At 68.9% G+C, this 24,836-nt stretch carries 24 protein-coding genes and 1 pseudogene; 8 read left to right on the top strand and 17 right to left on the bottom strand.

What is annotated here, in order from left to right; translation table 11 throughout:
• Nucleotides 1-35: 35 nt before the first annotated feature.
• A complete protein-coding gene (locus tag ABZX92_RS13085) occupies nt 36-1,124 on the bottom strand; it encodes an alkaline phosphatase family protein (RefSeq protein WP_355557620.1) in 1,089 nt (362 codons plus the stop codon).
• A 48-nt stretch (nt 1,125-1,172) separates the two neighbouring features.
• On the opposite strand from ABZX92_RS13085, the gene ABZX92_RS13080 reads away from it, so the two are divergent.
• Nucleotides 1,173-3,506 carry a Tex family protein gene (locus ABZX92_RS13080; RefSeq protein WP_355557617.1) on the top strand — a complete coding sequence of 778 codons (2,334 nt, stop codon included), beginning with the start codon at nt 1,173-1,175 and terminating at the stop codon, nt 3,504-3,506.
• Nucleotides 3,507-3,557: 51 nt separating this feature from the next.
• Here the strand turns inward: ABZX92_RS13080 and ABZX92_RS13075 are convergent, their stop codons facing one another.
• Nucleotides 3,558-4,796 carry an ABC transporter substrate-binding protein gene (locus tag ABZX92_RS13075; protein WP_355557614.1) on the bottom strand — a complete coding sequence of 413 codons (1,239 nt, stop codon included), beginning with the start codon at nt 4,794-4,796 and terminating at the stop codon, nt 3,558-3,560.
• A 210-nt stretch (nt 4,797-5,006) separates the two neighbouring features.
• Between ABZX92_RS13075 and ABZX92_RS13070 the strand changes: the two genes are divergently transcribed.
• From ABZX92_RS13070 to ABZX92_RS13060, 3 genes are read left to right on the top strand one after another with little or no spacing between them, the layout of a single operon-like run.
• Nucleotides 5,007-5,546 carry a hemerythrin domain-containing protein gene (locus ABZX92_RS13070; RefSeq protein WP_355557612.1) on the top strand — a complete coding sequence of 180 codons (540 nt, stop codon included), beginning with the start codon at nt 5,007-5,009 and terminating at the stop codon, nt 5,544-5,546.
• Entirely contained in the window at nt 5,543-6,415 is an 873-nt protein-coding gene (locus ABZX92_RS13065; RefSeq protein ID WP_355557610.1) for an NAD-dependent epimerase/dehydratase family protein, read from the top strand. Before ABZX92_RS13070 ends, ABZX92_RS13065 begins: the two co-directional genes overlap by 4 nt.
• Nucleotides 6,363-7,949: an NAD(P)/FAD-dependent oxidoreductase gene (locus ABZX92_RS13060; protein WP_355557608.1), complete on the top strand. Its 1,587-nt coding sequence runs from the start codon at nt 6,363-6,365 to the stop codon at nt 7,947-7,949. Before ABZX92_RS13065 ends, ABZX92_RS13060 begins: the two co-directional genes overlap by 53 nt.
• On the opposite strand, the gene ABZX92_RS13055 is transcribed toward ABZX92_RS13060, so the two are convergent.
• The 8 genes from ABZX92_RS13055 to ABZX92_RS13020 form a co-directional block, all read right to left on the bottom strand.
• Complete coding sequence (locus ABZX92_RS13055) at nt 7,943-8,806, bottom strand: ABC transporter ATP-binding protein (RefSeq protein ID WP_355557605.1); 864 nt, start codon at nt 8,804-8,806, stop codon at nt 7,943-7,945. The two genes, ABZX92_RS13060 and ABZX92_RS13055, sit on opposite strands and share 7 nt — an antisense overlap.
• 31 nt (nt 8,807-8,837) lie before the next feature.
• On the bottom strand, nt 8,838-9,209 hold the full coding sequence (locus tag ABZX92_RS13050; RefSeq protein ID WP_355557602.1) for a GntR family transcriptional regulator: 372 nt from the start codon (nt 9,207-9,209) through the stop codon (nt 8,838-8,840).
• A 26-nt stretch (nt 9,210-9,235) separates the two neighbouring features.
• On the bottom strand, nt 9,236-10,207 hold the full coding sequence (locus tag ABZX92_RS13045) for a hypothetical protein (protein WP_355557598.1): 972 nt from the start codon (nt 10,205-10,207) through the stop codon (nt 9,236-9,238).
• Complete coding sequence (locus tag ABZX92_RS13040; RefSeq protein WP_355557595.1) at nt 10,204-10,935, bottom strand: ABC transporter ATP-binding protein; 732 nt, start codon at nt 10,933-10,935, stop codon at nt 10,204-10,206. Before ABZX92_RS13040 ends, ABZX92_RS13045 begins: the two co-directional genes overlap by 4 nt.
• 32 nt (nt 10,936-10,967) lie before the next feature.
• A complete protein-coding gene (locus ABZX92_RS13035; protein ID WP_355557592.1) occupies nt 10,968-11,417 on the bottom strand; it encodes an SRPBCC family protein in 450 nt (149 codons plus the stop codon).
• 21 nt (nt 11,418-11,438) lie between these two features.
• Nucleotides 11,439-12,068 carry a DUF4041 domain-containing protein gene (locus tag ABZX92_RS13030; RefSeq protein WP_355557589.1) on the bottom strand — a complete coding sequence of 210 codons (630 nt, stop codon included), beginning with the start codon at nt 12,066-12,068 and terminating at the stop codon, nt 11,439-11,441.
• Nucleotides 12,069-12,143: 75 nt separating this feature from the next.
• Nucleotides 12,144-12,902, bottom strand: a complete 759-nt coding sequence (locus tag ABZX92_RS13025; protein WP_355557586.1) for an LLM class flavin-dependent oxidoreductase — start codon at nt 12,900-12,902, stop codon at nt 12,144-12,146.
• A gap of 30 nt (nt 12,903-12,932) precedes the next feature.
• Nucleotides 12,933-13,403, bottom strand: coding sequence for a hypothetical protein (locus tag ABZX92_RS13020; protein WP_355557584.1), 471 nt, complete (start codon nt 13,401-13,403; stop codon nt 12,933-12,935).
• Between the two features lie 142 nt (nt 13,404-13,545).
• On the opposite strand from ABZX92_RS13020, the gene ABZX92_RS13015 reads away from it, so the two are divergent.
• Nucleotides 13,546-14,100, top strand: a complete 555-nt coding sequence (locus ABZX92_RS13015; protein ID WP_355557581.1) for a hypothetical protein — start codon at nt 13,546-13,548, stop codon at nt 14,098-14,100.
• Between the two features lie 10 nt (nt 14,101-14,110).
• On the opposite strand, the gene ABZX92_RS13010 is transcribed toward ABZX92_RS13015, so the two are convergent.
• Nucleotides 14,111-16,951, bottom strand: coding sequence for a BTAD domain-containing putative transcriptional regulator (locus ABZX92_RS13010; protein WP_355557578.1), 2,841 nt, complete (start codon nt 16,949-16,951; stop codon nt 14,111-14,113).
• Nucleotides 16,952-17,136: 185 nt separating this feature from the next.
• The gene (gene mug / locus ABZX92_RS13005; protein WP_355557575.1) at nt 17,137-17,631 is read right to left on the bottom strand and encodes a G/U mismatch-specific DNA glycosylase; all 495 of its coding nucleotides are present in this window, start codon (nt 17,629-17,631) and stop codon (nt 17,137-17,139) included.
• 23 nt (nt 17,632-17,654) lie between these two features.
• On the opposite strand from mug, the gene ABZX92_RS13000 reads away from it, so the two are divergent.
• A complete protein-coding gene (locus ABZX92_RS13000; RefSeq protein WP_355557572.1) occupies nt 17,655-18,098 on the top strand; it encodes an HAD domain-containing protein in 444 nt (147 codons plus the stop codon).
• Here the strand turns inward: ABZX92_RS13000 and ABZX92_RS12995 are convergent.
• The 3 genes from ABZX92_RS12995 to ABZX92_RS12985 form a co-directional block, all read right to left on the bottom strand.
• On the bottom strand, nt 18,095-18,415 hold the full coding sequence (locus tag ABZX92_RS12995; RefSeq protein ID WP_355557569.1) for a hypothetical protein: 321 nt from the start codon (nt 18,413-18,415) through the stop codon (nt 18,095-18,097). The two genes, ABZX92_RS13000 and ABZX92_RS12995, sit on opposite strands and share 4 nt — an antisense overlap.
• Nucleotides 18,416-18,422: 7 nt before the next feature.
• Nucleotides 18,423-18,878 (bottom strand): hypothetical protein, encoded by a 456-nt coding sequence (locus ABZX92_RS12990; protein ID WP_355557567.1) that lies wholly within the window; start codon nt 18,876-18,878, stop codon nt 18,423-18,425.
• 74 nt (nt 18,879-18,952) lie between these two features.
• Complete coding sequence (locus ABZX92_RS12985) at nt 18,953-20,602, bottom strand: 5'-nucleotidase C-terminal domain-containing protein (protein WP_355557564.1); 1,650 nt, start codon at nt 20,600-20,602, stop codon at nt 18,953-18,955.
• Between the two features lie 155 nt (nt 20,603-20,757).
• Between ABZX92_RS12985 and ABZX92_RS12980 the strand changes: the two genes are divergently transcribed.
• Nucleotides 20,758-21,483 (top strand): response regulator transcription factor, encoded by a 726-nt coding sequence (locus tag ABZX92_RS12980; RefSeq protein WP_355557562.1) that lies wholly within the window; start codon nt 20,758-20,760, stop codon nt 21,481-21,483.
• The gene (locus ABZX92_RS12975; protein ID WP_355557559.1) at nt 21,461-22,810 is read left to right on the top strand and encodes an ATP-binding protein; all 1,350 of its coding nucleotides are present in this window, start codon (nt 21,461-21,463) and stop codon (nt 22,808-22,810) included. Before ABZX92_RS12980 ends, ABZX92_RS12975 begins: the two co-directional genes overlap by 23 nt.
• A gap of 180 nt (nt 22,811-22,990) precedes the next feature.
• Here the strand turns inward: ABZX92_RS12975 and ABZX92_RS12970 are convergent.
• Both ABZX92_RS12970 and ABZX92_RS12965 read right to left on the bottom strand, forming a co-directional pair.
• A pseudogene (locus ABZX92_RS12970) lies at nt 22,991-23,533 on the bottom strand (SGNH/GDSL hydrolase family protein); the annotation flags it as partial.
• Nucleotides 23,534-23,574: 41 nt separating this feature from the next.
• Complete coding sequence (locus tag ABZX92_RS12965) at nt 23,575-24,747, bottom strand: hypothetical protein (RefSeq protein WP_355557557.1); 1,173 nt, start codon at nt 24,745-24,747, stop codon at nt 23,575-23,577.
• Nucleotides 24,748-24,836 lie beyond the last annotated feature (89 nt).

The raw sequence follows: 24,836 nt of genomic DNA, 5'->3' as shown, positions 1-24,836 counted from the left end.
ACGACGGAATCCCCGCGACCGCCCATTTGAGACCGTCAGGAGGCGTGAATCAGCAGTGGAATCGCCAATTCCTGTCTCGTTCTGGACCCGTGGAACCCGTTCATCTTGCTGAACAAGGGTTCCGCCTGGCCGCGCACGAGCACCGCCGAGTTTTTCATTGCCACGACAACATTCCCGATGCGGTCGAGCGCCAGCGGGCTGACCGGGCCGAACCAGCCCGCGTCGACGGCTTCCTCACGCCGCACCACATCCGCGCGATCCCCCAGGAAATCACGCCAAACCGCGAGCACCTCATCACTTTCGGTGTGCAGATAGCGCACCCGCGGTTCACCGGTGATCACCCGGACTCCTTCCCACAACAGGGGTTCGGTGTCGAAGTCGATCCGGTCGTCCGCGGTGATCATGCCGTGGTCCGCCGTCACCACGAGCATCGAATCAGCCGGCATTCGGGCAGCGATGCGGGAAGCCAGCGCGTCCACGAACTCCAGCTGCAGCAGCCACTCGTCCGAACCCGGCCCGTAGAGGTGCCCGATCATGTCGAGATCCGCGTGGTAGGCGTAGCAGAACGAGCGGTCCTGCTGGACCGCCGCGACAGCGCCCAGCGCGAGGTCGCCGAAACCGGCCACGCCGCGGAACCAAGATCCGCGCAGCACGGCCCGGGTCAGCCCGCTGGCTCGCTGGTTCAGCGGAGCGACCGTGCTGACCGCCACGCCGGCCGCCGCGGCCCGCTCGAACACCGTCGGGTGCGGCTGGACGACCTCGGGCACGAGCGCGTTGCGCAGGTCGTGGTGGTGGTCACCGGCACGCGACCAGGTCAGCGCGTTGAGGACCTCGTCACCGACCGCGAACGACATCCCGACGACGCCGTGCTCGCCGGCCAGCAGCCCGGTGCCGATCGAGGCGAGGCTGGTGGCGGTGGTCGACGGGAACCCGGCGTTGGTCTCCCGGCCGGAGAGGCTCGTGAGGAACGGCGCGTGATCGGCGTACGAGCGCAGCAGCTCGTGGCCCAGGCCGTCGACGAGCAGCAGCACGACACGCCGGGCGGACGGCAGGTCCAGGGTGTTGTCGGCACCCGGAACGTCCAGGCCGGAGAGCAATGACGGAACGACCTCGGCGATGGTCATGAGGACACGGTGTCACGTCGAATCGGACAACGGGCAGAATGGCGCGCTGTGACAACGCTCATCCACCAGAAGATCGCTGACGAGCTCGGCGTGGCCAGCGGCCAGGTCAGCTCTGCTGTCGAACTGCTCGACGGTGGCGCGACCGTCCCGTTCGTCGCCCGCTACCGCAAGGAGGCGACCGGCGGTCTCGACGACGCCCAGCTGCGCACGCTCGAGGAGCGGCTCGGCTACCTGCGCGAACTGGAGGAGCGCCGCGCGGCCGTCCTCAACTCGATCCGCGAGCAGGGCAAGCTGAACGACGCCCTGGAAGCGCAGATCCTCGCCGCCGACTCCAAGGCGCGGCTCGAGGACCTCTACCTGCCGTACAAGCAGAAGCGCCGCACGAAGGCCCAGATCGCGAAGGAGGCCGGGCTCGAACCGCTGGCCGACGCGCTGCTGGGCGACCCGAACCTGAACCCGCAGGAAGAAGCCGCGAAGTTCGTCGATCCGGCGAAGGAGGTCGCGGACGCCGCGGCCGCTCTGCAGGGCGCGCGGGCCATCCTGGTCGAGCGGTTCGGCGAGGACGGCGACCTGATCGGCGAGCTGCGCGAGCAGATGTGGACCCGCGGCCGCGTCGTCTCCAAGGTCCGCGAGGGCAAGGAGACCGAGGGCGCCAAGTTCGCGGACTACTTCGAGTTCGACGAGCCGTTCGCGAAGCTCCCGTCGCACCGCATCCTGGCGCTGTTCCGCGGCGAGAAGGAGGAGGTCCTCGACCTCGTCCTGGAGCCGGAGGAGCCGCGCGAGGAAGGTCCGTCGACGTTCGAGGTCCGGATCGCTTCGAAGTTCGGCATCGACGACCGCGGCCGCCCCGGCGACAAGTGGCTCACCGACACCGTGCGCTGGGCGTGGCGGACCAGGATTTTGGTCCACCTGGGCATCGACCTGCGCGGACGCCTGCGCTCGTTCGCCGAGGACGAGGCCGTGAAGGTGTTCGCGTCGAACCTGCGCGACCTGCTGCTGGCCGCCCCGGCCGGCACGCGCGCCACGATGGGTCTCGACCCCGGCTACCGCACCGGCGTGAAGGTCGCGGTCGTCGACGCCACCGGCAAGGTCGTCGCGCACGGCGTCATCCAGCCGCACGTGCCCGCGAACCGCTGGGACGAGTCGATCGCCAAGCTCGCGGTGCTGGCCAAGCAGCACAACGTCGACCTGATCGCGATCGGCAACGGCACGGCTTCCCGGGAGACCGACAAGCTGGCCGCCGACCTGATCAAGCGTCACCCGGAGCTGAACCTCACCAAGATCGTCGTCTCCGAGGCGGGCGCGTCGGTCTACTCGGCTTCCGCGTACGCGTCGTCCGAGCTGCCGGGTCTCGACGTGTCGATCCGCGGCGCGGTCTCGATCGCTCGCCGTCTGCAGGACCCGCTGGCCGAGCTGGTGAAGATCGACCCGAAGTCCATCGGTGTCGGCCAGTACCAGCACGACCTGGCAGAGGCGAAGCTGTCGCGGTCGCTCGACGCGGTGGTCGAGGACTGCGTGAACGCGGTCGGCGTCGACCTGAACACGGCGTCGGTACCGCTGCTGACCCGCGTCTCCGGCATCACCGCCGGGCTCGCGGAGAACATCGTGCTGCACCGCGACACGAACGGTCCGTTCAAGACCCGCAAGTCGCTCATGGAGGTCGCCCGGCTCGGCCCCAAGGCGTTCGAGCAGTGCGCGGGCTTCCTCAAGATCCGCGGCGGTGACGAGCCGCTCGACGCCTCCTCCGTGCACCCCGAGGCGTACCCGGTGGTGCGGAAGATGCAGTCCGCGGCCGGCGCCGAGCTCATCGGCAACACCGCGGTGCTCACGAAGCTGCGTCCTGAGCAGTTCGTGGACGAGCAGTTCGGTCTGCCGACGGTCACGGACATCCTGCGCGAACTGGAGAAGCCCGGCCGCGACCCGCGTCCGGCCTTCAAGACCGCGACCTTCGCCGACGGCGTCGAGAAGATCGCCGACCTCAAGCCCGGCATGGTGCTGGAGGGCGTCGTGACGAACGTGGCCGCGTTCGGCGCGTTCGTGGACATCGGCGTGCACCAGGACGGCCTCGTGCACATCTCGGCCCTGTCCAACACCTACGTGAAGGACCCGCGCGACGTCGTGAAGTCCGGCGACGTGGTGCGGGTGAAGGTGCTGGAGGTCGACGAGGCCCGCAAGCGCATCGGCCTGACGCTGCGGCTGACCGACGAGCCGGGCAAGCCGGCGCCGAAGCAGCAGGGCGGTGGTGGCGGTGGTCGTGACCGCGGCGGCCGTCCGCAGCAGCGTGGCGGGCAGCAGCAGCGTGGCGGCCAGCAGCGCAACTCGCCCCCGCCCGCGAGCGGCTCGATGGCGGACGCGCTCCGCAAGGCCGGCTTCGGCAAGTAGTCCAACGAGAAAAGGCCCCTCCCAGCGTCGGGAGGGGCCTTTTTCGTGTGGCTACTTGGCTCGCGTGCCCTTGGCCTTCACCAGCTCGGACTCGAAGAGCTCCTCGACGGTCGTCAGACCACCGGGCGCCGACCTGTCGACCTTGGTGATGTACGACTGCGTGGACGAGGGCCGGCCGACCAGCGAGTAGTGCAGCGTGCCCGTGAGGCCCTGCGTGTCCAGGCCGTTGGTGTCGTGGAACGCCCTCAGCACGCCGTCACGCGTCAGGTCGCCGCTCTTGCAGGCCTTCTCCACGACCGAGAGGAACACCTTCGCGACCGTGTAGCCGTGGTCGACGTACAGCGCGGGCTTGTCGTTCGGGTAGTTCTTGCTGAACGCCGCCGCAACCTCGCGCGGGCCGGGCTGGGTGCTGGTGTACGGCGCCACGGACGTCACCACGGACACCTGCTTCTCCACGGCGGCCGCGACCGGCGAGTCCAGCAGCGCGGGGTCGTAGCCCACGACGTTGACCATGAACGGCACGTCCCACTTCATCGCCGCGGCGACACCCACGGCGGCGGCGGTCTGCGCGGGCGCGGTGCTCAGCACGATCGCCTTGGCACCCTGGGCCTTCAGCGCGGCGATCTGCTGCGACAGGTCGGCCCTGGTCTCGTCGATCGGCTGCTCGGCGATCTTCATGTTCCACTGCTGCCCGACGAACCGGCTGCCCTCGACGGCGTTGTCGCCGTAGCTGCCCGTCACGTACACGTGGCCGATCGTGTCGCCTTCCTTGATCACGCCACGCCGCTTGTAGTGATCAAGTCCGTTGATGACGTCGAGGTCGTAGGTCGTGCCCACGATCATCATGTGCGGGTTGCCGAGCAGCGACGCGGCCCAGCTCGCGGGCGCGGTCAGCGTGCGGGTCTGCATGATGTCGGGTTCGATCGCCGCGGTCATCGGCGTGCCCGCGAGCTCCAGCAGGCCCAGGACCTGCGGTTCCAGGTCGAAGTAGGCGTCGAGCGCCTTCTGCACGTCGTACGCGTGGTCCTTCACCTTGAGCTCGACCCGCCGGCCGCAGATGCCCCCGCGGTCGTTGACCTGCTTCAGGTACAGCTCGTAGCCCTTCATGCGGGTCATCGCGGACGCTTTGAACGGACCCGTCATGTCGGTGAGGATGCCGAGCGAGATCGTGTCCGCTGTTACGCCCGGCCCGGTCTTGACCTGGGGTTTCTCCTCCTCCTTCGCGCCACAGCCGGCCACGAGGACGGCGAGCGCTAAGGCGGTGGGCAGTGCACGGCGGCGGAAGGGCATGCAGCAGTCCTTGTCAAAAGATCAGAGTCGAACATACTAAGCGGTAGCTCAGTATTCGTTGAGCAGTCACATATTGCCTCTCTATGTGGTACGTGACACAGGATTGTTAGGTTCATGTGACTACCGTTCGACTACACAGTGTGCTAGTTCTTCGGCGCCGAACGAAATGAGATACGGCGTTGTCGATCACATTTCGGGTACCCGAGCGGCATGGCTGATGACGTGATCACCTTGCTGCACCGCCAGCACGCGACCATCCGGACGCTGTTCGCCGAAGTCGAGACCGCCGTTGGGGACGAACGCACAGACGCGTGGCATCGGCTCGTACGTCTGCTTTCGGTCCATGAGACGGCGGAGGAGGAGATCGTCCACCCCGCGATCAGGCGCGTGAGCGGTGGCGAACCCGTCGTGGACGCACGGGTCGCGGAGGAGCGACGTGCCAAGGAACTCCTCAGCACGATGAACGACATGGGGCCCGAGGCCGAAGGCTTCGACACTCTGCTCGTGCAGCTTCGCGACGACGTGCTCGCTCATGCGGACCACGAGGAGCAGGCCGAGTTCCCGCTGCTGCGCAAGGTGCACGACCAAGAGCGACTCGAACGGATGGCGCGCGCGGTCGAGGCCGCCGAAGCCATCGCGCCGACCCGCCCGCATCCCGGCGTCGAGAGCCCGATCGCGAACCTGGCGCTCGGCCCGATCGTCGCCGTGGTGGACAAGGCCCGGGACGCGATCCGCAAGGTGCTCGGGTGAGGATCGCCGTCACCGGCGGCAGCGGCAACGTCGGCACCGCGCTACGGCGTCACCTCGATTTCGACGACATCGGTGTGGACGTGCGCACCCTCTCGTCGTTAAGGGACGCCATCCGCGGTGCCGACGTAGTCGTGCACCTGGCGTGGGCGATCAAACCGACTGATCGCCAGACGAACGTCGACGGCAGCGAGCACGTGCTCGCTGCCTGCATCAAAGAAGAGGTCGGGCATCTGATCTGCGCGTCGTCGGTGGCCGCATACGCACCGACAGCGCGCTACAGCCGTGTGGACGAGTCATGGCCCGTGACGGGCATTCCCGGCAGCACGTACAGCGCGCACAAGGTGCGGTTGGAGGAGATGATCAGCCGCTATCCGTTGCCGTGCACGGTCATCAGGCCGTGCGGGATCGCGCAGGCGTCGTCGGCGCAGCAGCTGCGACGGTGGATCCTCAGCCGTTGGCTCTCCCCGCGCCTGCTGCCGTTGCTGCCGATCCCGTTGTGGAACGACCTGCGCCTACAGCTCGTGCACTCCGACGACGTGGCGCGCGCGATCGTGCAGATAGTGCACCGACGTGCGTTGGGCGCGTTCAACCTCGCCTCCGAACCGGTGCTGACCGCGCCGATGATCGCTGACCGCGTCGGGGCGGGAAAGCTCGCCGTCCCGTACCCGGTGATCGAGAAGCTGGCGGGCGCGACGGCACGGCTCGGGATCCAGCCGCTCACGCCCGAATGGGTCCGGATGGCCGACCAGGCACCTCTGGTGAGGACCACCCGAGCGCACCAAGATCTGGAATGGTGGCCCGAACACGACGCGCGTGATGTGCTGCGCGAGGTCATCACAGCAATGGGAGGGCTGCGTGGCCAAAACTGACACTGTGGACGCGGTCGTCATCGGCTCCGGCCCGAACGGCCTGGTCGCGGCGACTCTGCTGGCGGACGCGGGCTGGGACGTGCTGGTGCTGGAGCAGCGCGCCAAGCCCGGCGGCGCCGTCGCGTCGGCCGAGATCACCGCGCCCGGCTTCACGAACGACGTCTACAGCGCGTTCTACCCCCTCGGCCTCGGCTCGCCCGTCCTCGGCGCGTTGAACCTCGACGTGCAGTGGCAGCACGCACCGGCCGTGCTCGCCCACGTGCTGCCGGACGACCGGGTCGCTCTCCTCTCTCGCGAGGTCGAGGCCACCGCGAAGTCCGTCGGCACGTTCGCGCATGCCGACGCCGACCGCTGGGAGTCCGAGTACGCGCGCTGGCTCTCCGTTCGTGACGCCGTGCTGGAGTCGCTGCTGCGCCCGTTCCCACCGGTGCGTGGCGGCCTTTCTCTCTTGAAGGCCGCAGGTCTCGGTGACGCCCTGCGACTGGCGCGCCGGTTGACGATGCCGGTGCGGCGTCTGGGCGAGGAGTTGTTCGAGGGCGAGGGCGCACGTGTGTTGCTGGCGGGTAACACGATGCACACGGACCTCGGCCCCGACCAGGCCGGCGGCGCGGGCTTCGGCTGGCTGCTCACCATGCTCGCGCAGGACGTCGGCAACCCGGTCCCCCACGGCGGCGCGCGCGAGCTGACCGCCTCTCTCGTACGTCGTTACGGCGGCCGCATCGAGACGGACACGCGGGTGGCTTCCGTTCTGCACGCGCGCGGTGTCGCCGTGGGTGTGCGTCTGGCAGATGGTTCGGTCGTGCGCGCACGACGAGCCGTCATCGCCGACATCCCGGCCCCGAACCTCTATCTGGACCTCATCGGCGGGGACGCACTGCCCGGCAAGCTCGCCGACGACCTCAGGAAGTTCCAGTGGGACGGCGACACGATCAAGGTCGACTGGGCGCTGTCCGGCCCGATCCCGTGGACCAACCCGGAAGCCGCCCAGGCAGGCACCATCCACCTCGGCGGCGACGTCAACGGCCTCGCCACCGTCGCCCACGAACTCGCGTGCGGCAAGGTCCCGCGCAACCCGTTCATGCTCATCGGCCAGATGACGACGACCGACCCGTCACGCTCCCCCGCCGGCACCGAAGCCGCCTGGGCCTACACCCACGTACCCCTGAACGGAAACTGGACCCCGGACCGCCTGAAGCGCCGCGCCGACCGCATCGAGCTGATGATCGAGGAACGCGCCCCGGGCTTCCGCACCCGCATCCTGCAGCGCTCCGTCCTGGGCCCGCAGGACATCGGCTCGGTCAACGGCGGCACGTCCGCGATCCACCAGCAGCTGATCTTCCGCCCGGTACCTGGCCTGGGCCGCGCGGACACCCCGTTCGACCGCCTCTACCTCGCGGGCTGCTCGGCGTGGCCGGGCGGCGGCGTGCACGGCGCGGCGGGAGCGAACGCGGCACGGGCGGCGCTCACCCGCTGGGGCATCGCGGGCGAGCTCTACAAAACCCTGATCCAGGGCGCCCACAAAGCGCTCTACTGACGGACCGACCGACGGGTTCGCGACGCCCGCAGATACCCCATCACCAGGCCCTCCAGGTCGGGATGCGTGCTCTCCCAACCGGAAGGCACCGATCCACCGCGCACCAACGCCGTCGTCTGCCGCGCCGCGTGTGAGGAGTCGACCACGACACCGTCGGTCTCCAACGACACGTCAGCCGGCCCGACGACGACCTGGTGCGCGGCCAGGATGTCGTCGATGTCGCCGGAGACCTGCACGCGGCCCTCGTCGAGCAGCAACAGGTGGTCGCACACGTCGCCGAGGTCGGTCAAGAGGTGCGACGACAACAGCACCGTCGTGCCCCGCTCGGCGACATCGGTCATGACGATCCGCAACGTCTCGTCGCGCGCCAACGGGTCGAGGTCGGACAACGGCTCGTCCAATAGCAACACCTTCGGCAGCCGTCCCAACGCAAACGCGATGGCGACCTGTGTGCGCGCACCGGCGGACAGCGTGCGCACCTGAGCGTCTTTGTCCACGCCCGCAAGGAGATCGAGCACCTCGAACGCGCGATCAGCAGACCAGCGGTCGTTCATGGCCGCACCGGCACGCATCATCTCGCGCACGGTGAACTGCTCGTACAACGGCCGTTTCTGGGTCAGCAAAGACACATCAGGGTGCATGCGGCCACGCACGGGCGTCCCGTGCACGCTCACCGAACCACGAGAAGGCCGCGCCAGCCCCGCGATCAGCGAGAGCAACGTCGACTTGCCCGCCCCGTTCGGCCCCACGAGCCCGGTCACGCTGCCGGGAGGCAACGAGAACGAGCAGTCGTCGAGCGCGCGCACGCGGCCGAAGTGCTTGGCCACGCCCTCAGCGTGCACCGGGCTGACGTTCATCCCAACTCCACAGTGGACATTCTTGGGGACTTCAGTAGTGCGCCGACCGCACGTCCGTGTAGATCGCGTCGACCTCGTCGCCGGACAAGCCCTCGCCGGCCGCGCGGCCCATCCACTGGTCCAGGTCCTGCCGCAAGGGCCCTTGAGCGGCATCGGAAGCCAACGACGCGGTGATGAACGTGCCCATCCCCCGCCTGCCCTCGACGAGACCCTCGTGCTCCAGCTCGCGGTACGCCTTCAGCACGGTGTTGGGGTTGACCCTGGTGGCCTCCACCACCTCCCGTGCCGTCGGCAGCTTGTCCCCGGGTCCCAGCAACCCCATCCGCATGGCCTGCTTGACCTGCGCGGCGATCTGGAGATAGGTGGACACCCCGGAGTGCCGATCGATGCGAAACTCGATCACGCCGCTCAGCATAGGTGTCCACCCGCTCATACCTGCCTGCGCACGGCCCACACCGCGCCCAGCACGAACAGCACCGCGAGCCCGATGAAGATCGACGCCTCCAGCAGGTGCAGCGTTCCCACCTGGTCGACCGGGATGACGTCCGCGTACCTCTGCGCGAGACCGTTCTGCTTGTAGCAGGTGGCGTAGTCCGTCACCACGGGCGCGTCGCCCTTGGAACCGCAGTTCATCAGCGGCGCCGGATCCGCGATCACCGCGCCCTTGGCGTCGAGGAAACCCGATTCCACGATCAGCGGACCTCGTTCGGGGAAGGCGGACAGGGTCGGATCGTCCGACACCAGGCGGGTCGGCGTGATCAGGAACTCCCGCACGCCGGTGAGCACGAACCGCGCGACGACGAAGACGCCGAGCGTCAACGACATCGCCACGAGCGTCCGCTTGAAGAGCGCGCCCGCGAACATGCCGAGCGTGTAGGCGAACAACGTGTACGCGATCGGCGACACGCCTTGAGCCTCGAAGGTCGTGAAGTAGAACGGCCCCGTCGCCAACGGCCCGAGCTGACCGGCCGCGTCCAGCCAGCTGTGCACGACGAGCTGGAACACGACCACGAACACCAGCGCGGGTACCACGGCGACGAGGAACTTGGTGGCCATCCAGCGCGTCCGGCTGACCGACTGGGTGAACGCCAGCGCGTGGGTGCCCTGCTCGAACTCACGCGCGAACAACGGCGCACCGACGAAGACGCCCATCAGCGCGGGAGCCGCGATCACGGCGGCCTCCGCGAGGTGCATCCTGTCGAACCAGGTGTTCTGGAACTCGTTCGCCGCGTTGCCACGACACGCTTCCAGGCCCTTGCTCACGCAGTCCAGGAGGTTGCGGGCGCTCAGATCCGCGACCATCCCCGCCCGCAGCAACAGGACGGCCCCCACCGCCACGACCAGTCCGATCGCGAGCGTGATGAACACCGGCCGCTGCTGCCGCCACACGATCCAGGTCACGCCGCCACCTCCTCGCGCATGTGCGCCAACGCGAGCTGGCTGAGGCTCGTCTGCGGGTGTTCGCGCAGCAGCTCGTCGACGTCACCGGCCAGGCGGACCCGTCCGGACGTCAGCAGCACCAGGTGGTCGCACACGTCCTCCAGCTCCGCCAGCACGTGCGACGACAACAACACGGTGATGCCCTGCGTCTTGGCCTCGTCCACCAACGTCTGCAGCACGGTCTCGCGAGCCAGCGGGTCGAGGTCGGCGAGCGGCTCGTCCAGCATCAGCAGCCGCGGCCGCTTCCCCAGCGCCAGCGCCAGCGCCACCCGAGTGCGCTGACCGCCCGACAGCGTCCCGACCCTCGCGCCGAACGGCACCTTCGCCTTCTCGACGAGCTCCTCCGCGTACTCCTGGTCCCACCCCGGGTTGGCGTTGCGGCCGTACCGGAGCGTCTCGGCCACGGTGAACTGCGGGTACAGCGGCTTGGCCTGCGTCAGGAACGCCACCGAGGCGTGCATCCCGCGCCCGTTCGGCACGTCGCCGAACACCGAGAGCCGGCCCGTCGTCGGGCGGAGCAGTCCGGTGATCATGCCCATCAGCGTGCTCTTGCCGGCGCCGTTCGGCCCGACGAGCGCGACGATCCGTCCTGCCGGGATCCGCAGCGTGCAGTCCCGCAACGCCCAGCCCCGCGAGTACTTCTTCCCCAGGTTCTCCGCCATCACCGGCGGTTGCTCCCTCTGGCTCATGGGGGCAACCGTATCACCCTTTCACTACTTAACTAGTGAAAGGGCACTGAGCGGCCGCGGGCCAGGGCGTCCAGCCGTCCCAAAGTTTCCTTGTTGCGTGGAATCAGCACGATGTCCTGCGCAAACTTCGGCAGGAACGCCGACGGGCCGCGCACCACCTGCTCTGCCATCCGCACTTCGGTGAGCGACTGGGACCGCGCGTGCAGGGTGAAAGTGATCCGTGCGGCGCCCACGGGCCACAGCCGTGCGTCGAGCTCGAGAAGGAGAGGGGGCTCGCAACGCACCACCTCGGTGGTGTCCTGGACGACCAGCGGCCACAGTCCGACGCTGTGGTGGATGCGCGTGCCGGGTTTCGGCCAGCCGCTGTCGACGTCGCGGATGTGCGACGCGCCCACCACCCAGCCCGCGTAGGACCAGCCGTCGGCGAGCACTGCCCACACGTCGTCGATGGGCGCTTCTACGTTCAGGGAGACCTCAGCCACCCAGGGGAGATACCCGTTGTGTCAGGAGGCAATCCGGCGCGTTCGGCGGCTTTCCGCCTTGCGCTGCAGGTGGTCGGCGGTGAGCTCCAGCTCGTAGGACCGAAGAGCCTGGTAGCGCGGCGAGATCCGGAGGGCGAACGTGCCGCTGAGCCGCTCGATCGCCGACGCCGCGCGATCGAGCCGCCTGCGGGCGGCGTCCAGGCCACCGGCTCGCAACATGCGCAGGCAGTTCTCGGCCTCGCAGTTGTACGAGCGGAGCATCAGCGCCGACCAGTCCTCGACGAGCCGGCGCCCGGTGGCGTCCGACCCGTTGTAGGTGACCTGCGCGCCGCCGTCGATCGCGGCACCGGTCTTGATCAGCGTCTTCATCTCGTCGTGGATCAGGTCGAGCTGCGCCTGGTGGTCCAGGGCCGCCTCGGCGCGGAACACCCCGGCGCGCTGGAAGGTGAGCTCTTCCTTCAACGGCTGCAGCTCGGCGCGCGCGTTCTTGATCCGGTGGCGCAACGCCACCAGCTCGGCTCCGGCGCGGTCGACCTCCTCCAGCGCGGAGGTCTGCGCTGTTCGGGCGTCACCGATTCGAGCGAGCAGCTCCTGCAGGCCTTCCACGACCCGCTCCAGCTCAGCGACCCGGCGGTTCTTGCGCCCGAACATGCTTACCTCCCCGAACGGCGACGAAAGGCCCATGACCGTTCCATCGCAAGGAGGTATCCGCCGTTATCTATCGCGCTATGCACTCACTCCATCGAGTGAACCCACGAATCGCACGAACCCTTCGGGGTCCTCACTCGTGGCCGACTGCTGCAGGATCACGCTGGTAGCGCCCGCCTCGGCGACCTGCGCGACCAGGTCCGCGACGAACGCGCGGTCCCGCGAGTCGGTCTCGACGTAGACGATCACGGGGTGCTCACGGGAGGCGCTGATCGTGCGGACCCGGTCGAGATCCGCTGACGCGTCGAGGATCGTGCCGTCGCCGACCTCACCGGCGAGGTCCAAGGTCTTCCCGCCGAGTCCGCCCACGTAGATCGGCATCGGCTGGTGCGGCGGCCAGTCCAACGCAACGCCGGCCAGCTTGATGTAGCGGCCATCCGTGGTGACGCGCTCGCCGGCCAGCAGTGCCTTCAACGCGTTCGTGTACTCGCGCAGGAGAGTCAGCGGCGACGAGACCCGCGCGCCGACCTGGCCCATCCAGTCCTGGACGCCGTGGCCGACGCCGATCGTGACGCGTCCGGCGAAGAGCCGGTCCAGCGTCGCGGCCTCCATCGCGGTCAGCGCGACGTTGCGCAACGGCACCGGCAGCAGTCCGACACCGACCTTCAGGCGCTCGGTCCAGGCGAGCGCGGCGGACGCGGCCGCGATGCCGCTCTCCAGGAAGCAGTCCTCCCACAACCACAACGAGTCCACACCGGACTCCTCCGCGGCGAGGACGACGGAACGCAGGTTCTCAGGCGGGAGCTGGGGCCGGTAGACAGCGCCGAGTGTGGTCACCCGTCCACTACTACCGGCCCGCACCTCACGTCAGCAACCGCAGTTGAAGTACGTGATGTCCCAGTGGTTCGACTCGAGGTAGTAGATGTTGCCCGCGTTCGACTTCCACTTGTTGCCGCCGATGGACGCGAACTTGCTCTTGATGTAGTTGGTGACGCAGCTGGACAACGAGATGTCCACCTTGTACCCGTTCCAGTGCGAGTAGGTGCCCGACGCGTGACCGGTCTCGGTGCCGCCGGAGATGTTCACCGCGCAGCCGGAAGCGCTCTTGAACGTCTTGATCCCCGCGATGGTCGTCTGGTTGATCTGCTCGAACGACGTGCAGTTCGAGCGGTTGCGGTCGCTGCAGCCACCGCTGGACGACCAGGTGATGCCGGCCGCGCGCAGCTGCGCGGTCGCCTGTGCGTGGGTGTACTTGGCCGGCGCCGCCGAGGCGACGGACGCGCCGATGATCAGAGCCGCGAACATCGCGATCAGAGCGGCGATCGTGCGAACGAACATGCTCTCTCCTTATGCCCAAACCAAGGTGCGGCCGAAGCTAGGAAGAGGCGGTAAAGAGACGCCTAAATCGGCCTTTGGCCGTTCTTTGGCGCGGTCGTGGACAGTCCCGGTCGTCATCCATCAGGGGATCGGAGCAACAAAGATGCGCATTCGCCACGCCGTCGCGGCGACCGCACTCTCGCTCGGACTGCTGTCCGGCATCACCGGCATCGCCCAGGCGTCGCCGGAGGGCAGCGAGCAGGAGCCCGTCGGCATCCAGCAGGTCGACGCCGCAGCCGCGAGCTACGGCGGCTCGATCAGCCGCACCGAGGTCATCAGCCGGGCGAAGAACTGGTGGGACCGCAAGGTTCCGTACAGCCAGACGGCCTACGCGTGGGACGTCAACCACGGCAAGCAGTACCGCACGGACTGCTCCGGCTTCGTGTCCATGGCGTGGAAGCTCACCACGAGCCGCAACACGTCCACTTTGGACGAGGTCGCCACGAAGATCGCGTGGGCGAACCTCAAGCCGGGCGACATGATCCTGCGCAACGGCCACGTGAAGCTGTTCGAGAAGTGGGCCAACACGGCGCACACCTCCGTCTGGATCTACGAGGAGGGCAGCACCGCGACCGACATGGACCACGAGACCACGACGATCGCGACGCTGAAGAGCGGCGGTTACGCGCCGTGGAAGTACAACAAGATCACCGGCTGATCTAGCTGGTTCAGCTGGTAGCGAGGGCTTTCGAGAAATGCCACCGTTCACGCCACTGGTGCACCTCCCCCAGTTCACGGGTGCCCAGTCGCGTGAACAGGCCGGCGGCCTCGTCCCAGCAGCGGTCCGCGCCTGGCACGTCCCCCAGGCAGGCGTGGGCCGCACCGAGGTCCCTGAGCGTTCGCGCCCGCCACAACGGCAGCCCCAAGTCGGTCCACGACGCCAGGGCCTCGGCCAGCACCACCCGCGCACCGGCGTGGTCACCGGCCGCGAGCCGCCACTCCCCCAGCGTGCGGCGGACGAGCGCCTCGCCGAACCGGTCGCCGACGTCGCGGCAGCCGTCCAGCGCGGTGGCGATCAGCTCCTCGGCCGGGTCGAACAAACCCTTGCGGATCAACACCTTCGCCCAGGCCTGGGCGGTGTAGCAGCCGAGCAGCTCGTCTCCGGTGCCCGCGACCAGCTCGTGGGCGCGCACGATGTGCTCCTCGGCGAGGTCCAGCTCGCCACGGGCACGGTGGATCAGCCCGATGCCGCGCGCCGCGAGTGCTTCACCTCTCCTGCTCTTCGCCGCGCGGTAGGTCGTTTCAGCGAGCACGAGGGTGGCCTGCGCTCCCTCGTCGTCGCCGAGTTCTCTTTTGACGGAGCCGATTCCGTAGAGGGCGTGCGCGACGCCTTCCGGATCGTGCGACTCCAGCAGCTCGCGTGCCCTGTTGAGGGCTTCCAACGCGCACGGGTACTCGCCGAGATCCCGGCACACCATGCCGATGCCGTTCATCGCGACGGCCTCGCCGCGCTTGTCACCCAGGTTCACGAACAGCGTCTGCGCGGTGTCGAACCACTCGCGCGCCTCGCTCAGGTTGTCCCGCTTGTAGTGCATCTGGCCGAGGCTGCAGCGCAGCACCGCTTCCAGCCGCACGTCCCCGGTCTTCCACACGGCTTCCAGCGCCGCTGTGTGTGTTCGTTCCCAGGCCTCGTAACGGTTTCTGAGCCCGAACCAGGCGAACACCAGCACCTCGGCGAGCTGCGAGGCGATCTCCGCGAGACCGAGCTCCGCCGCGCGTTCGACGAGCCTCGTCAGCAGGTTCTCCTCGCGCGCGAACCAGGCGTCCTTGTCGGTGGGGCGCGCCGCGGTGGCGACTATGCCCAACGAGTCCTGCATGCGCGGCACGGCGAGGAAGAGCTGCTCGGTCAGTCCGTCCACAGTAGACAATGCGGCGACGACCGCTCTGCGCACAACGTCTTCGCGTTCGCGTTGCGGGTCTTCGGCTTCCGCGAGCTCGCGGGCGTGCAGCCGGACCAGCTCGTGCATCCGGTACCGCGCGCTGCCGATGACGTCGAGCAGCCGTGCGTCGACGAGCTGGTCGAGCACGTCCTCGTCGAGCAGGTGCACCCACAGGAAGCTCGGCACCTCCGGCAGTCCCAGGAACCCGAAGATCCGGTACGCCTGCCGGACGTTCTCGTCGAGCGCCCGGTAGGTCAGTTCCAGACTCGACCGCACCGCCAAGTCGTCCGCCACGAGCTCGTCGAGCCTGCTGCGCTCGTCGGACAGTCGTCTGACCAGCTTCGACACCGGCCAGTGCGCGCGTCCGGCCAGCCGCGCACCGGTGATCCGCACGGCGAGCGGCAGATATCCGCACAGCCGCGCGACTTCCTGCGCCTGGTCGGGTTCGTCGGAGACGCGGTCGTCGCCGAGGATGCGCTTGAGCAGCGTGACGGCTTCGTCGCTGCTGAGGACGTCGAGGGGGATCCTCCGGACGCCTTCCAGTCCGCACAACCGGCTGCGGCTCGTGATCAGCGTGAGGCAGCCCGGACTGCCGGGGAGGAGCGGCCGGACCTGCGACACGCTCGTCACGCCGTCCAGCACGATCACCACGCGCCGGCCGCTGACCGTGGCCCGCCACAGCGCCGCGCGTTCCTCGGCTGACTCGGGAATCCGCTCGCTGGGCACGTCCATGGCGCGCAGCAGCGAGTCCAGCGCCCCGGACGGCGAGTGCAGATCCACGAACAGCTGCCCGTCCGGGTACCGGTCCGCGAGCCGGTGTGCCGCGTGCACCGCGAGCGCGCTCTTGCCGACACCGGCAGGCCCCTCGATCCACCAGACGCCGCCGTCGCTGTCGAGCAGCCTGCCCAGTTCCCGGTCGCGCCCGGTGAAGTCGCCGGCGTCGCGCGGCAGGTAGTTGCGCCTGCTCTCGCGCGCGCCTTCGAGCACGTCGCGGTAGAGCTGCTGCAGCTGCTCGCCCGGCTCGACGCCCAGCTCGTCGACCAGGATCTTGCGCGTCTCCCGGAACACCCGCATCGCGTCGGCCCGGCGGCCGGCCCTCGCGAGCGCGGTCATGAGCTGCCCACGCAGTTTCTCGGCCAGCGGGTACTCGGCGACGAAGACACCGACCGGGTCGATCAGCTCGGCGTGCCGCCCCAGCGCGAGCTCGGCGTCGACCCACTGCTCCGCGGCCGCGAGCCTCTGCACGTCGAGCGTCTGCGCGAACACGACCGGCGTGCCGCGCCAGAGCTTGAGCGCCCGGTTCAGCGTCTCGGCCTTGACCTTGAGGTCGGGCTCGTCGTTCGCCTGGCTCACGAGCTTGCGGAACAGATGCAGATCGACGTTCTCGGGTTCGGCGCTCAGCACGTACCCCGCGGCCCGGTGCTCGACCGGCAGCCCTGCCCTTCGAAGGCTGCTGATGTGCACCTGCAGCGACTTGCGGGCCTGCGGCGGCGGCTCCTCACCCCAGATGAGGTCGATGAGCCGGTCGACGGGCACGATCCGTCCGCATTCGACCGCCAAGACCGCTAGGATCTGTGCGGGCTTGGGCGGCACCGACGGCTCGACCGGCCCGAGAATCCTGACCTCCACTGCGCCCCCACCAGCGTTGAAGATTCACCAAGTTCTGCGCGGCATTGCCAAATTCTGACGCAGCCCGGCAATCCCCGGTTCCACTTCTGGGTGACGCCACTCGAATGGACGCAGATGTCGAGGCAACCAGACCAGAGTTTGTCCCGTCTCGCCCACTTTCAGTGGGCATGAATGTGAACTTTCGTTCACAGACTCGCTTTGACCCGCGCGAACTCCTCCGCCAGCGCGGGCAACTGCCAGTGCGCGTTCAACCCGCTCGGATTGGGCAGCACCCACACCCGCACCCCGCCCACCAGGTCCGTCTGTGGCCCGACCTGCGCTTTCTTGCGGTTGAACGCCGCCCGGTACACCGTCACACCGAGCACCGCGAGAACCTTCGGTGAATACCGCTCGACCTTTTCGGCGAGCTCAATGCCACCGGCCTTCAGTTCGTCAATTGTTAATTCGTCGGCTTTGGCGGATGGCCGCGCGACGACGTTCGTGATGCCGAGGTTGAGGTCGAGCAGCTGCTCCTGCTCCGCGGGCGCGAACTGCCGCGGCGTGAACCCGGACAAATGCAGGGCGGGCCAGAACCGGTTTCCCGGCCGGGCGAAGTGGTGCCCGGTCGCCTCCGACACGAGGCCGGGGTTGATGCCGCAGAAGAGCACGTCGAGCCCGGGCTTGATCACGTCGGGAATCACGCGATCAAGCCTACGGTGTCGCGGTGACCGTTCTTCCGCTGCTGTTCCTCGACGTCGACGGCCCGCTGCTCCCGTTCGGCGACGGCGTTCCCGGCACCCCAGGCCTCGCCCGGCTCGACCCGCTGCACGGCCCGTGGCTCAAAGCCCTGCCGTGCGAACTCGTCTGGGCCACGACGTGGATGGACGACGCGAACGAGCACATCGCCCCGTTGCTCGGCCTGCCGCGGCTACCGGTGGCCACCTGGGTGGACGATGAACCACGCGACGGCCTGCACTGGAAGACGCGCGGCCTGGTCGAGCTGGCGGGAACCAGGCCGTTCGCCTGGGTCGACGACGAGATCACCGGGAAGGACCGCGCCTGGGTCGCCGAGCACCACCCCAACGCCCTGCTCCACCGCGTCGACCCGCGCCACGGCCTGACCGACGCCGACTACCTCGCGCTCGACGCCTGGCTGCGCGCGAACTAGGACGCGGTGGCCGGGATGCGGGGGCGCGGCGTCCACATCGTGTAGCCGGCTCGGCGCGCGTCCTCCGGCGAGTGGAAGAACGCGTCCCCCTTCATCCGCTTGTAGTACGGCGACTCCGGGGTGTGGAACATCATCGTCCGCGAGTTCGCCTTGATCGCGGGAGGCACCGGCACCGGTTCCTCCATGATCGACAGGCGGCCGACGACCGGCACCTCGTGCACCGCGCGGGAGCGCATGGTCAGCCAGGTCAGGAGCACGCCAGCCAGGAACGCGCCCGCGCACAGCAGGAACATCTGGATGAAGAAGCCGAACAACACGAAGCTCCTAGGCAGAAGTGAAGTCCTCGTCGACCCGCAGGTCCGGGGCGGCGGCACGCAGGGCGTCGCTCAGCGCGCCCGCGCGCTCGGGGTCCGCCACGCGGGCAGAGGCGGTCAGGTGGCCTTTGTGGACGACGCCGGTGAACTCGGTGACGCCCTGGTCGAGCACCACCCCGAGCAATCCGGAGACGACGCCGGAGGAAACCGGCATGCGCTCGCCGGCGTTCGGGGTGATCATGTCGGTGATGCGGTAGGAGGCGGTCAGCCCGCGCACGGCGTCGACCACCTCCTGGCGTTCGGCGGCGGTGCCCGCGGTGCCGGCCAGCACGATCTCGGACGAGCGCACGGCGAACACCAGGTGGCCGGGCTCGATCTCGGCGGCGGGACGGAACGCCGTGCCCACCGAGGCGAGCAGCATCGGCACGACTAGAGCGCCGAGGAAGACGCGCTGCGGTAACTGCACGCGCCTGACCTATCTCATTCGGCCGACTCCATGCCACCACCTGGAGCAGAATCAGCAGGACAACACGCCCGAATTCACTCGTTCGTGGAGATGATCACGGGCTCACCCGAAGCGACCAGCCGCCAGTCGGACCGCACGAAAGCAGCGGGATCCAGCACCCCCGCGGCCTTCACCCACTCGATCAGCAGCTGCCGGATCTCCTGCCGCTGGTTGTGCAGCACGGGCGCCGACGCGATGTGCGGGAAGTCGCCCCCACCGCCCTGCCGGTAGTTGTTCACCGCCACCGCGAACTCGACGGAGTCGTCCACCGGCACCCCGTCGTAGGCCAGCCCCACGATCCGCGACCCGACCGGCGCGGCGATGTCGATGTCGTACGTCAAGGGCGCGGCCAACCCGTACGCGATGTCGAAGTTGTAGTCCGGCACATCAGCCGACACCTCAGCCGCCGAAAACGGCCCACCAGAAGAAACCTGCCGGAAGTACCGGGCCGACTCCTCCAGGAAGTCCCGCAGCTGCCCGCCGGTCAGCCGCACCCCGACGAGGGTGTTGTCGAACGGGTACAGCCCGGCGACGTCCCGTATGGACACTTCCCCGGCCGGAATCGCCGCCCCGCGGTTGAAAGGCGCGCACAACGACAACACCGGCAGCGACGTCGACTTGGCCACCTCCAGCGCCTGCACGTGGTTGATGAACCCCAGCGCGGGGGTGTCCTCGAACCGGGACCGATCGGCCGACATCGCACCGAGACAGGTGCCGATCCGCGCGTTGACGTAGTTGATGACCTTCGCGTGGTCGTGGCGCAGCAGCCGCGCGATCCGCGGGTCCTCGGCCACCGACGAGGACGACAGCACCGACGACTGCGACGACACCACGGACCACCGGCCGTCGAACTCCAGGTCGAACTCCATCACCGACAACCGCTTGCCCCAGTACAACGGCTCGGTCAGCAGCACCGGCCGCCCGGTCACCTTGTTCAGCACGAACCGCTGCGGGATCTCCACGTGCGCATGCCCGACCAGCACCGCGTCGATGCCCGGCACCGTCTCCGCGAGCAGCTCCGCGCAGTTCTCCGGGAACGGCACCTGATCACCCAGCGACGACGACAGATCCGCGCCGGAGTGCGCCACCACGATCACCAGGTCGGACTTCGACCGCACCTCCGGCACCCAGTGCAGCGCCTGCTCGACCAGCCCGGGAAACGTCAGCAGTCCCTCGACGACGGCCCGGTCCCACACCGCGATCCCGGGGTTGGTCAGCCCCAGGATTCCGACCCGCAACGGCGGCCCGCCCGTCCGCCACACGGTCTTGATCACGTACGGCTGGAACGCCGGCAGCCCGGTCGCGACATCCACCGCGTTCGCCGCCAGCAGCGGGAAGTCCAGCTGCCGCTCGAACGTCCGCAGCACCTCGAGCCCGTAGTTGAACTCGTGGTTCCCGACAGCCGCGGCCGTGTACCCGATCGCGTTCATCGCGGCCGCCATCGGATGCACCAACGTCCGCGTGATCGGTTCGACGCGCGCGTAGTAGTAGGCCAGCGGCGTGCCCTGGATGGTGTCACCGGCGTCGAGCAGCAACGTCCGATGCCGCCCCACGGCGTCTCGCACCTCGTGCACCAGCGTCGAGATCTTCGCGAGGCCGACGTCGTCGTGCGCGTAGTCGTCGAACTCGCGGTCGCGGTAGTAGTCCCAGTTGAACAGGTTGCCGTGCAGGTCCGTGGACCCCATGACGGTCAGCGTGAACGTGCGCAGGCCGCTCACCTCCGTCAGTCGTCAGGCCTCAAACCGAACATAGCTGCTCACAATTGACGTAACCGCCAATCGCCCGAACGGTGGACGGTTCTCACAGGTGGTACACAGACTCTCCAGCCACCATAGGAGCCATGCGCACGATGAAAGCCGAACTCCGCAGGCCTGACGGGCAGCCCGTGCGGGTGCTCGTGGTGGACGACGAGTCCACTCTGGCCGAGCTGATGACGATGGCGCTGCGCATGGAGAAGTGGGACGTCCGCACCGCGCTCGACGGCTCCACCGCGGTCAGGACCGCGCGCGAGTTCAAACCGGACGCCGTCGTGCTCGACGTGATGCTGCCGGACTTCGACGGCTTCGAGGTGCTGCGCCGGATGCGCGCGGAGCAGCCCAACCTGCCGGTGCTGTTCCTGACCGCGAAAGACGCCGTGGAGGACCGCATCGCCGGCCTCACCGCGGGCGGCGACGACTACGTGACCAAGCCGTTCTCACTCGAAGAGGTCGTGCTGCGGTTGCGTGCACTCATGCGGCGCACGGGCGTCACGGAGGAGGACGCGGGCGCACGGCTCGTCGTCGGCGATCTCCAGCTGAACGAGGACACGCGCGAGGTGAGCCGCGCGGGCGAGCAGATCTCGTTGACCGCCACGGAGTTCGAGCTGCTGCGCTACCTGATGGCCAACCCGCGCCGCGTGCTGAGCAAGGCGCAGATCCTCGACCGCGTCTGGAGCTACGACTTCGGCGGCCAGGCGAACATCGTCGAGCTGTACATCTCCTACCTGCGCAAGAAGATCGACGCCGGGCGCGCCCCGATGATCCACACGATGCGGGGCGCGGGCTATGTCCTCAAGCCTTCGGCCTAAAACCCTGCGCGCCAAGCTGATCGCCGGCCAGATCGCGGTGATCATCGCGTTGTCCGTGGTCACCGGTGTGGTCACGGCGCTGGCGGCGCACGGCTTCCTGACCCACGACCTCGACCGCCAGATCACCGACATCAAGCAGCCACCGGTCGGCGGCCGCGCGCCGGGCATCAACGCGAAGATCAACCCCGACGGCACCGTCGAGGGGACGATCGAGCTGCCGTACTGGGACCAGCCGCGCCCGTTGAACGCACACGAGGCCGAGGAGCTCAAGGAGCTCGGCGAAGGCAACCACAGCGTCGACTTCGGCAGGGAGGTCGGCTTCTTCCGCGTCCACGTCGACCCGACGCGGATCAAGGGCATGCCGTCGGGCCCGGTCGACCGGGTCGTCTGGCAGATGATCTGGCTGCTCGTCGCCCTCACCGCGGCCGGCGTGGCGGCGGCCGCGCTCGTCGGCCAGCGGATCATCCGGCGGAGCCTGGTGCCGCTCGACCGGGTCGCCGAGACCGCCGCCCGCGTCTCCGAGCTGAACCTGGGCGAAGGCGAGGTGGCGCTGGCCGAACGGGTCGCGGACACCGACCCGGACACCGAGGTCGGCAAGGTCGGCCTCGCGCTCAACCGGATGCTCGGCCACGTCGGCGAGGCGCTGAAGACCAGGCACGCCAGCGAAACCCGCGTCCGCCGGTTCGTCGCGGACGCCTCGCACGAGCTGCGCACGCCGCTCGCCGCCATCCGCGGTTACGCCGAGCTGACCAGACGATCCGAGGAGGAAGTTCCGGACCAGATCGCGCACGCCATGAGCCGCGTCGAGTCCGAGGCCGTGCGGATGACGTCGCTGGTCGAGGACATGCTGCTGCTGGCGCGACTCGACGACGGCCGCCCGCTGGAACGCGAGGAGGTGGATCTTTCCCGGCTCGTGCTGGACGTGGTCGGCGACGCCCGCATCTCCGCGCCGGGCCACAGCTGGAAGATCGAGCTGCCGGAGGAACCCGTCACCGTCGAGGGTGATGTCCAGCGCCTGCACCAGGTCCTGGGCAACCTGCTCTCCAACGCCCGCGCCCACACCCCGCCCGGCACCACGGTCACCACCGGCCTGAACGTCCACAATGGACGCGTCGACCTCACCGTCACCGACGACGGACCGGGCATCCCGGCGGGCCTGGAGGTGTTCGAACGGTTCGCGCGCGGCGACAGCAGCAGGTCACGCGCCGCCGGCAGCACGGGGCTGGGGCTGTCCATCGTGGCCGCCGTCGTCGGCGCGCATGATGGCGAGGTGTCCGTGCAGAGCGTCCCAGGGAAGACCGAATTCACCGTCTCGCTGCGGCTCTGACGTCTCGCTCCACAGCAACGGCAGCAGGTCCGCGCCCCGCCGGAACAGCCACGGGATCCCCTTCAGCAGCAACCACGCGACGTGGTGCCACACCGTCAGCTCGCGCCCGCCGGAGCACTCCAGGCTGACGTCGCCGATCGCGTGCCCGAGCGCGCGCAGCTCGGTGGCGAACGCCTTCGCGAGCATCCGGTGCCCCAGCTCGGACGGGTGCAGCCGGTCGACCGCCCACGTCTCCAGCTCGTACGCGCCGGGCAGCGTGTGCAGGTCGACGCACCGCACGCCGTGCCGCGCGGTCACGACGTCGACCACGCGGTTGTACTCGTCGATGCGTTCCTTCAGCACTCGCCGCAACCGTCCGGGCAGCTTGAACACGCGGCCCTGGTCGTGGAACCGCACGGTGACGACGGAGACGCCGGCCGCGGTCAGCTCACGGCAGATCGCGTCGAGGTCGGCGTGCATCCGCTGAGCGGAGAAGTCGGACCGGAGCGTGTCGTTGACGCCCGCGATGACGACGGCCGCGCTGGGCTTGTCGCGCAGGGCCTGCGGCAACTGAACGCGTCTGACGTCGGCCAGCCGCGCGCCGGAGACGGCGTAGTTGCGATAACCGTTGTCCGGGTAGGCGGACGAGAGGATCGGGCCGAAGCCGCGCCACCCGCCGGGAACGAGGTCTCCGATCCCGACCGCTGTCGAGTCACCGAGTAGCACCAGCACACGGCTCAGCATCAGCGTGCCCGGTGATCTCGGAATGACCGTGTGGGAACGGTTCAGCGAAATGCTGGGTAAAGAGGGAGTTCGAGCACCTCAGCGCCGTAGCGGTCGGCCAGTGCGCCGATCACCGCGTCGGCGTGCGAGGCGACCGTCTTCTCGCCGAGGATCAGCGCGTCGGACCTCAGCCGCACCCAGCGGCCCGCCAGCACGACGCTGCGCGGTGGTGCGTTGTCGACCGTCGGCATCGGCTTGGACAACGCCCGCCAGGTCGCGAGCCACACCCACAGCAGCTGGGCTTCCAGCAGACGCGGTAAGAGCACCGCGTCGTCGTCCATCTCGGGCCACACCGACCCGACCTCGGCCCGCCACGCGGCGATCATGGCCTCGGACATGCCCGGCGGCAGCCCCCACCCGCACCAGCAGGAAGGGAAAGGAACCCTGAGCGCTGCCGCGTCGAACACGATGTCGCGGACGCAGCCGCCCTCGAAGTCGACGAACCGCACCCCGCGCGAGGTGACCAGGTGGTTGTCCGGACAGGACGTCGACGGGCTGAACGCACGGCGCCGCGAGGTGCTGAACGCCCGCGCGGCATCGGCGGCGAACTCGGTGGCCTGCGGGGACGTCTCGACGCCCAGCGTGGTGCCCAGCAGCGCCGGTAACCCCGCGATGGCCGCGTGCACGTCGACCGCGATCGGGTCCTGGCAGCACTGCGCACCGGCCCGGCGCATCAACGCGTCGAAGTCCGCGTCCCGACCGGCCGTCGTGGCGTGCAGGCGGCCCATCGCGTGTGCCCACGACAGCAAGCCGCGCTCGGCAGCGCGCGCGTCCTTCGCGTGCAGCTTCTCGGACAACCTCGGCGCCCGGCCCAGGTCCTCCAGCACGACCAGACGCGACGTCGCGTCGTGGGCGAAAAGTTCTGGCGTGGCGCGCTCTTCGGCGGGCAACGCGGTGAGGAGCTGGTGGCTGACGGCCTCGTGCGCCCACGGGTCGCGGTCACCGGTACCGGCCGGATAGCGCTTCACGACCAGCGTGCGCGGCATCGAGAACGGCGAGGACGCCACTCTGACCCGGATCACGACGGAACGACCGGTACCCCCGAGAGCCTCGGGGTCAGCTAGGCGCACCTGTGCACCCAAACGCCTGGTCAGTACCCGCTCGGCCGCTTCGACAGCTTCCGCGATCTCAGGTGAGGTCGTGTCGGGAGGGCCCGCGGTGATCTCCACGCTCATCCCCTCCGACCCTACTCCCCATGTCCGTGAGCCGGACCGACGCTAATCCGGCCAGGCTGCGACTACCACCACTCGTTGATAACGGCTCG

The sequence above is a fragment of the Lentzea sp. NPDC006480 genome (assembly GCF_040611995.1).
GTDB lineage: Bacteria > Actinomycetota > Actinomycetes > Mycobacteriales > Pseudonocardiaceae > Lentzea.
The sequence above is the reverse complement of the archived record's forward strand: the minus strand, read 5'-3'. Positions and strand labels throughout refer to the sequence as shown.

What these genes read in the sequence shown, in the direction of transcription:
- ABZX92_RS13075 (WP_355557614.1), bottom strand. Translation starts at nt 4,796, where the DNA reads ATGCCCTTCCGCCGCCGTGCACTGCCCACCGCCTTAGCGCTCGCCGTC.
- ABZX92_RS13055 (WP_355557605.1), bottom strand. Translation starts at nt 8,806, where the DNA reads ATGAACGTCAGCCCGGTGCACGCTGAGGGCGTGGCCAAGCACTTCGGC.
- ABZX92_RS13085 (WP_355557620.1), bottom strand. Translation starts at nt 1,124, where the DNA reads ATGACCATCGCCGAGGTCGTTCCGTCATTGCTCTCCGGCCTGGACGTT.
- ABZX92_RS13060 (WP_355557608.1), top strand. Translation starts at nt 6,363, where the DNA reads ATGTGCTGCGCGAGGTCATCACAGCAATGGGAGGGCTGCGTGGCCAAA.
- ABZX92_RS13020 (WP_355557584.1), bottom strand. Translation starts at nt 13,403, where the DNA reads ATGTTCGTTCGCACGATCGCCGCTCTGATCGCGATGTTCGCGGCTCTG.
- ABZX92_RS13015 (WP_355557581.1), top strand. Translation starts at nt 13,546, where the DNA reads ATGCGCATTCGCCACGCCGTCGCGGCGACCGCACTCTCGCTCGGACTG.
- ABZX92_RS13070 (WP_355557612.1), top strand. Translation starts at nt 5,007, where the DNA reads ATGGCTGATGACGTGATCACCTTGCTGCACCGCCAGCACGCGACCATC.
- ABZX92_RS12980 (WP_355557562.1), top strand. Translation starts at nt 20,758, where the DNA reads ATGCGCACGATGAAAGCCGAACTCCGCAGGCCTGACGGGCAGCCCGTG.
- ABZX92_RS12975 (WP_355557559.1), top strand. Translation starts at nt 21,461, where the DNA reads ATGTCCTCAAGCCTTCGGCCTAAAACCCTGCGCGCCAAGCTGATCGCC.
- ABZX92_RS12985 (WP_355557564.1), bottom strand. Translation starts at nt 20,602, where the DNA reads ATGGGGTCCACGGACCTGCACGGCAACCTGTTCAACTGGGACTACTAC.
- ABZX92_RS13030 (WP_355557589.1), bottom strand. Translation starts at nt 12,068, where the DNA reads ATGTTCGGGCGCAAGAACCGCCGGGTCGCTGAGCTGGAGCGGGTCGTG.
- ABZX92_RS12965 (WP_355557557.1), bottom strand. Translation starts at nt 24,747, where the DNA reads ATGAGCGTGGAGATCACCGCGGGCCCTCCCGACACGACCTCACCTGAG.
- ABZX92_RS13040 (WP_355557595.1), bottom strand. Translation starts at nt 10,935, where the DNA reads ATGAGCCAGAGGGAGCAACCGCCGGTGATGGCGGAGAACCTGGGGAAG.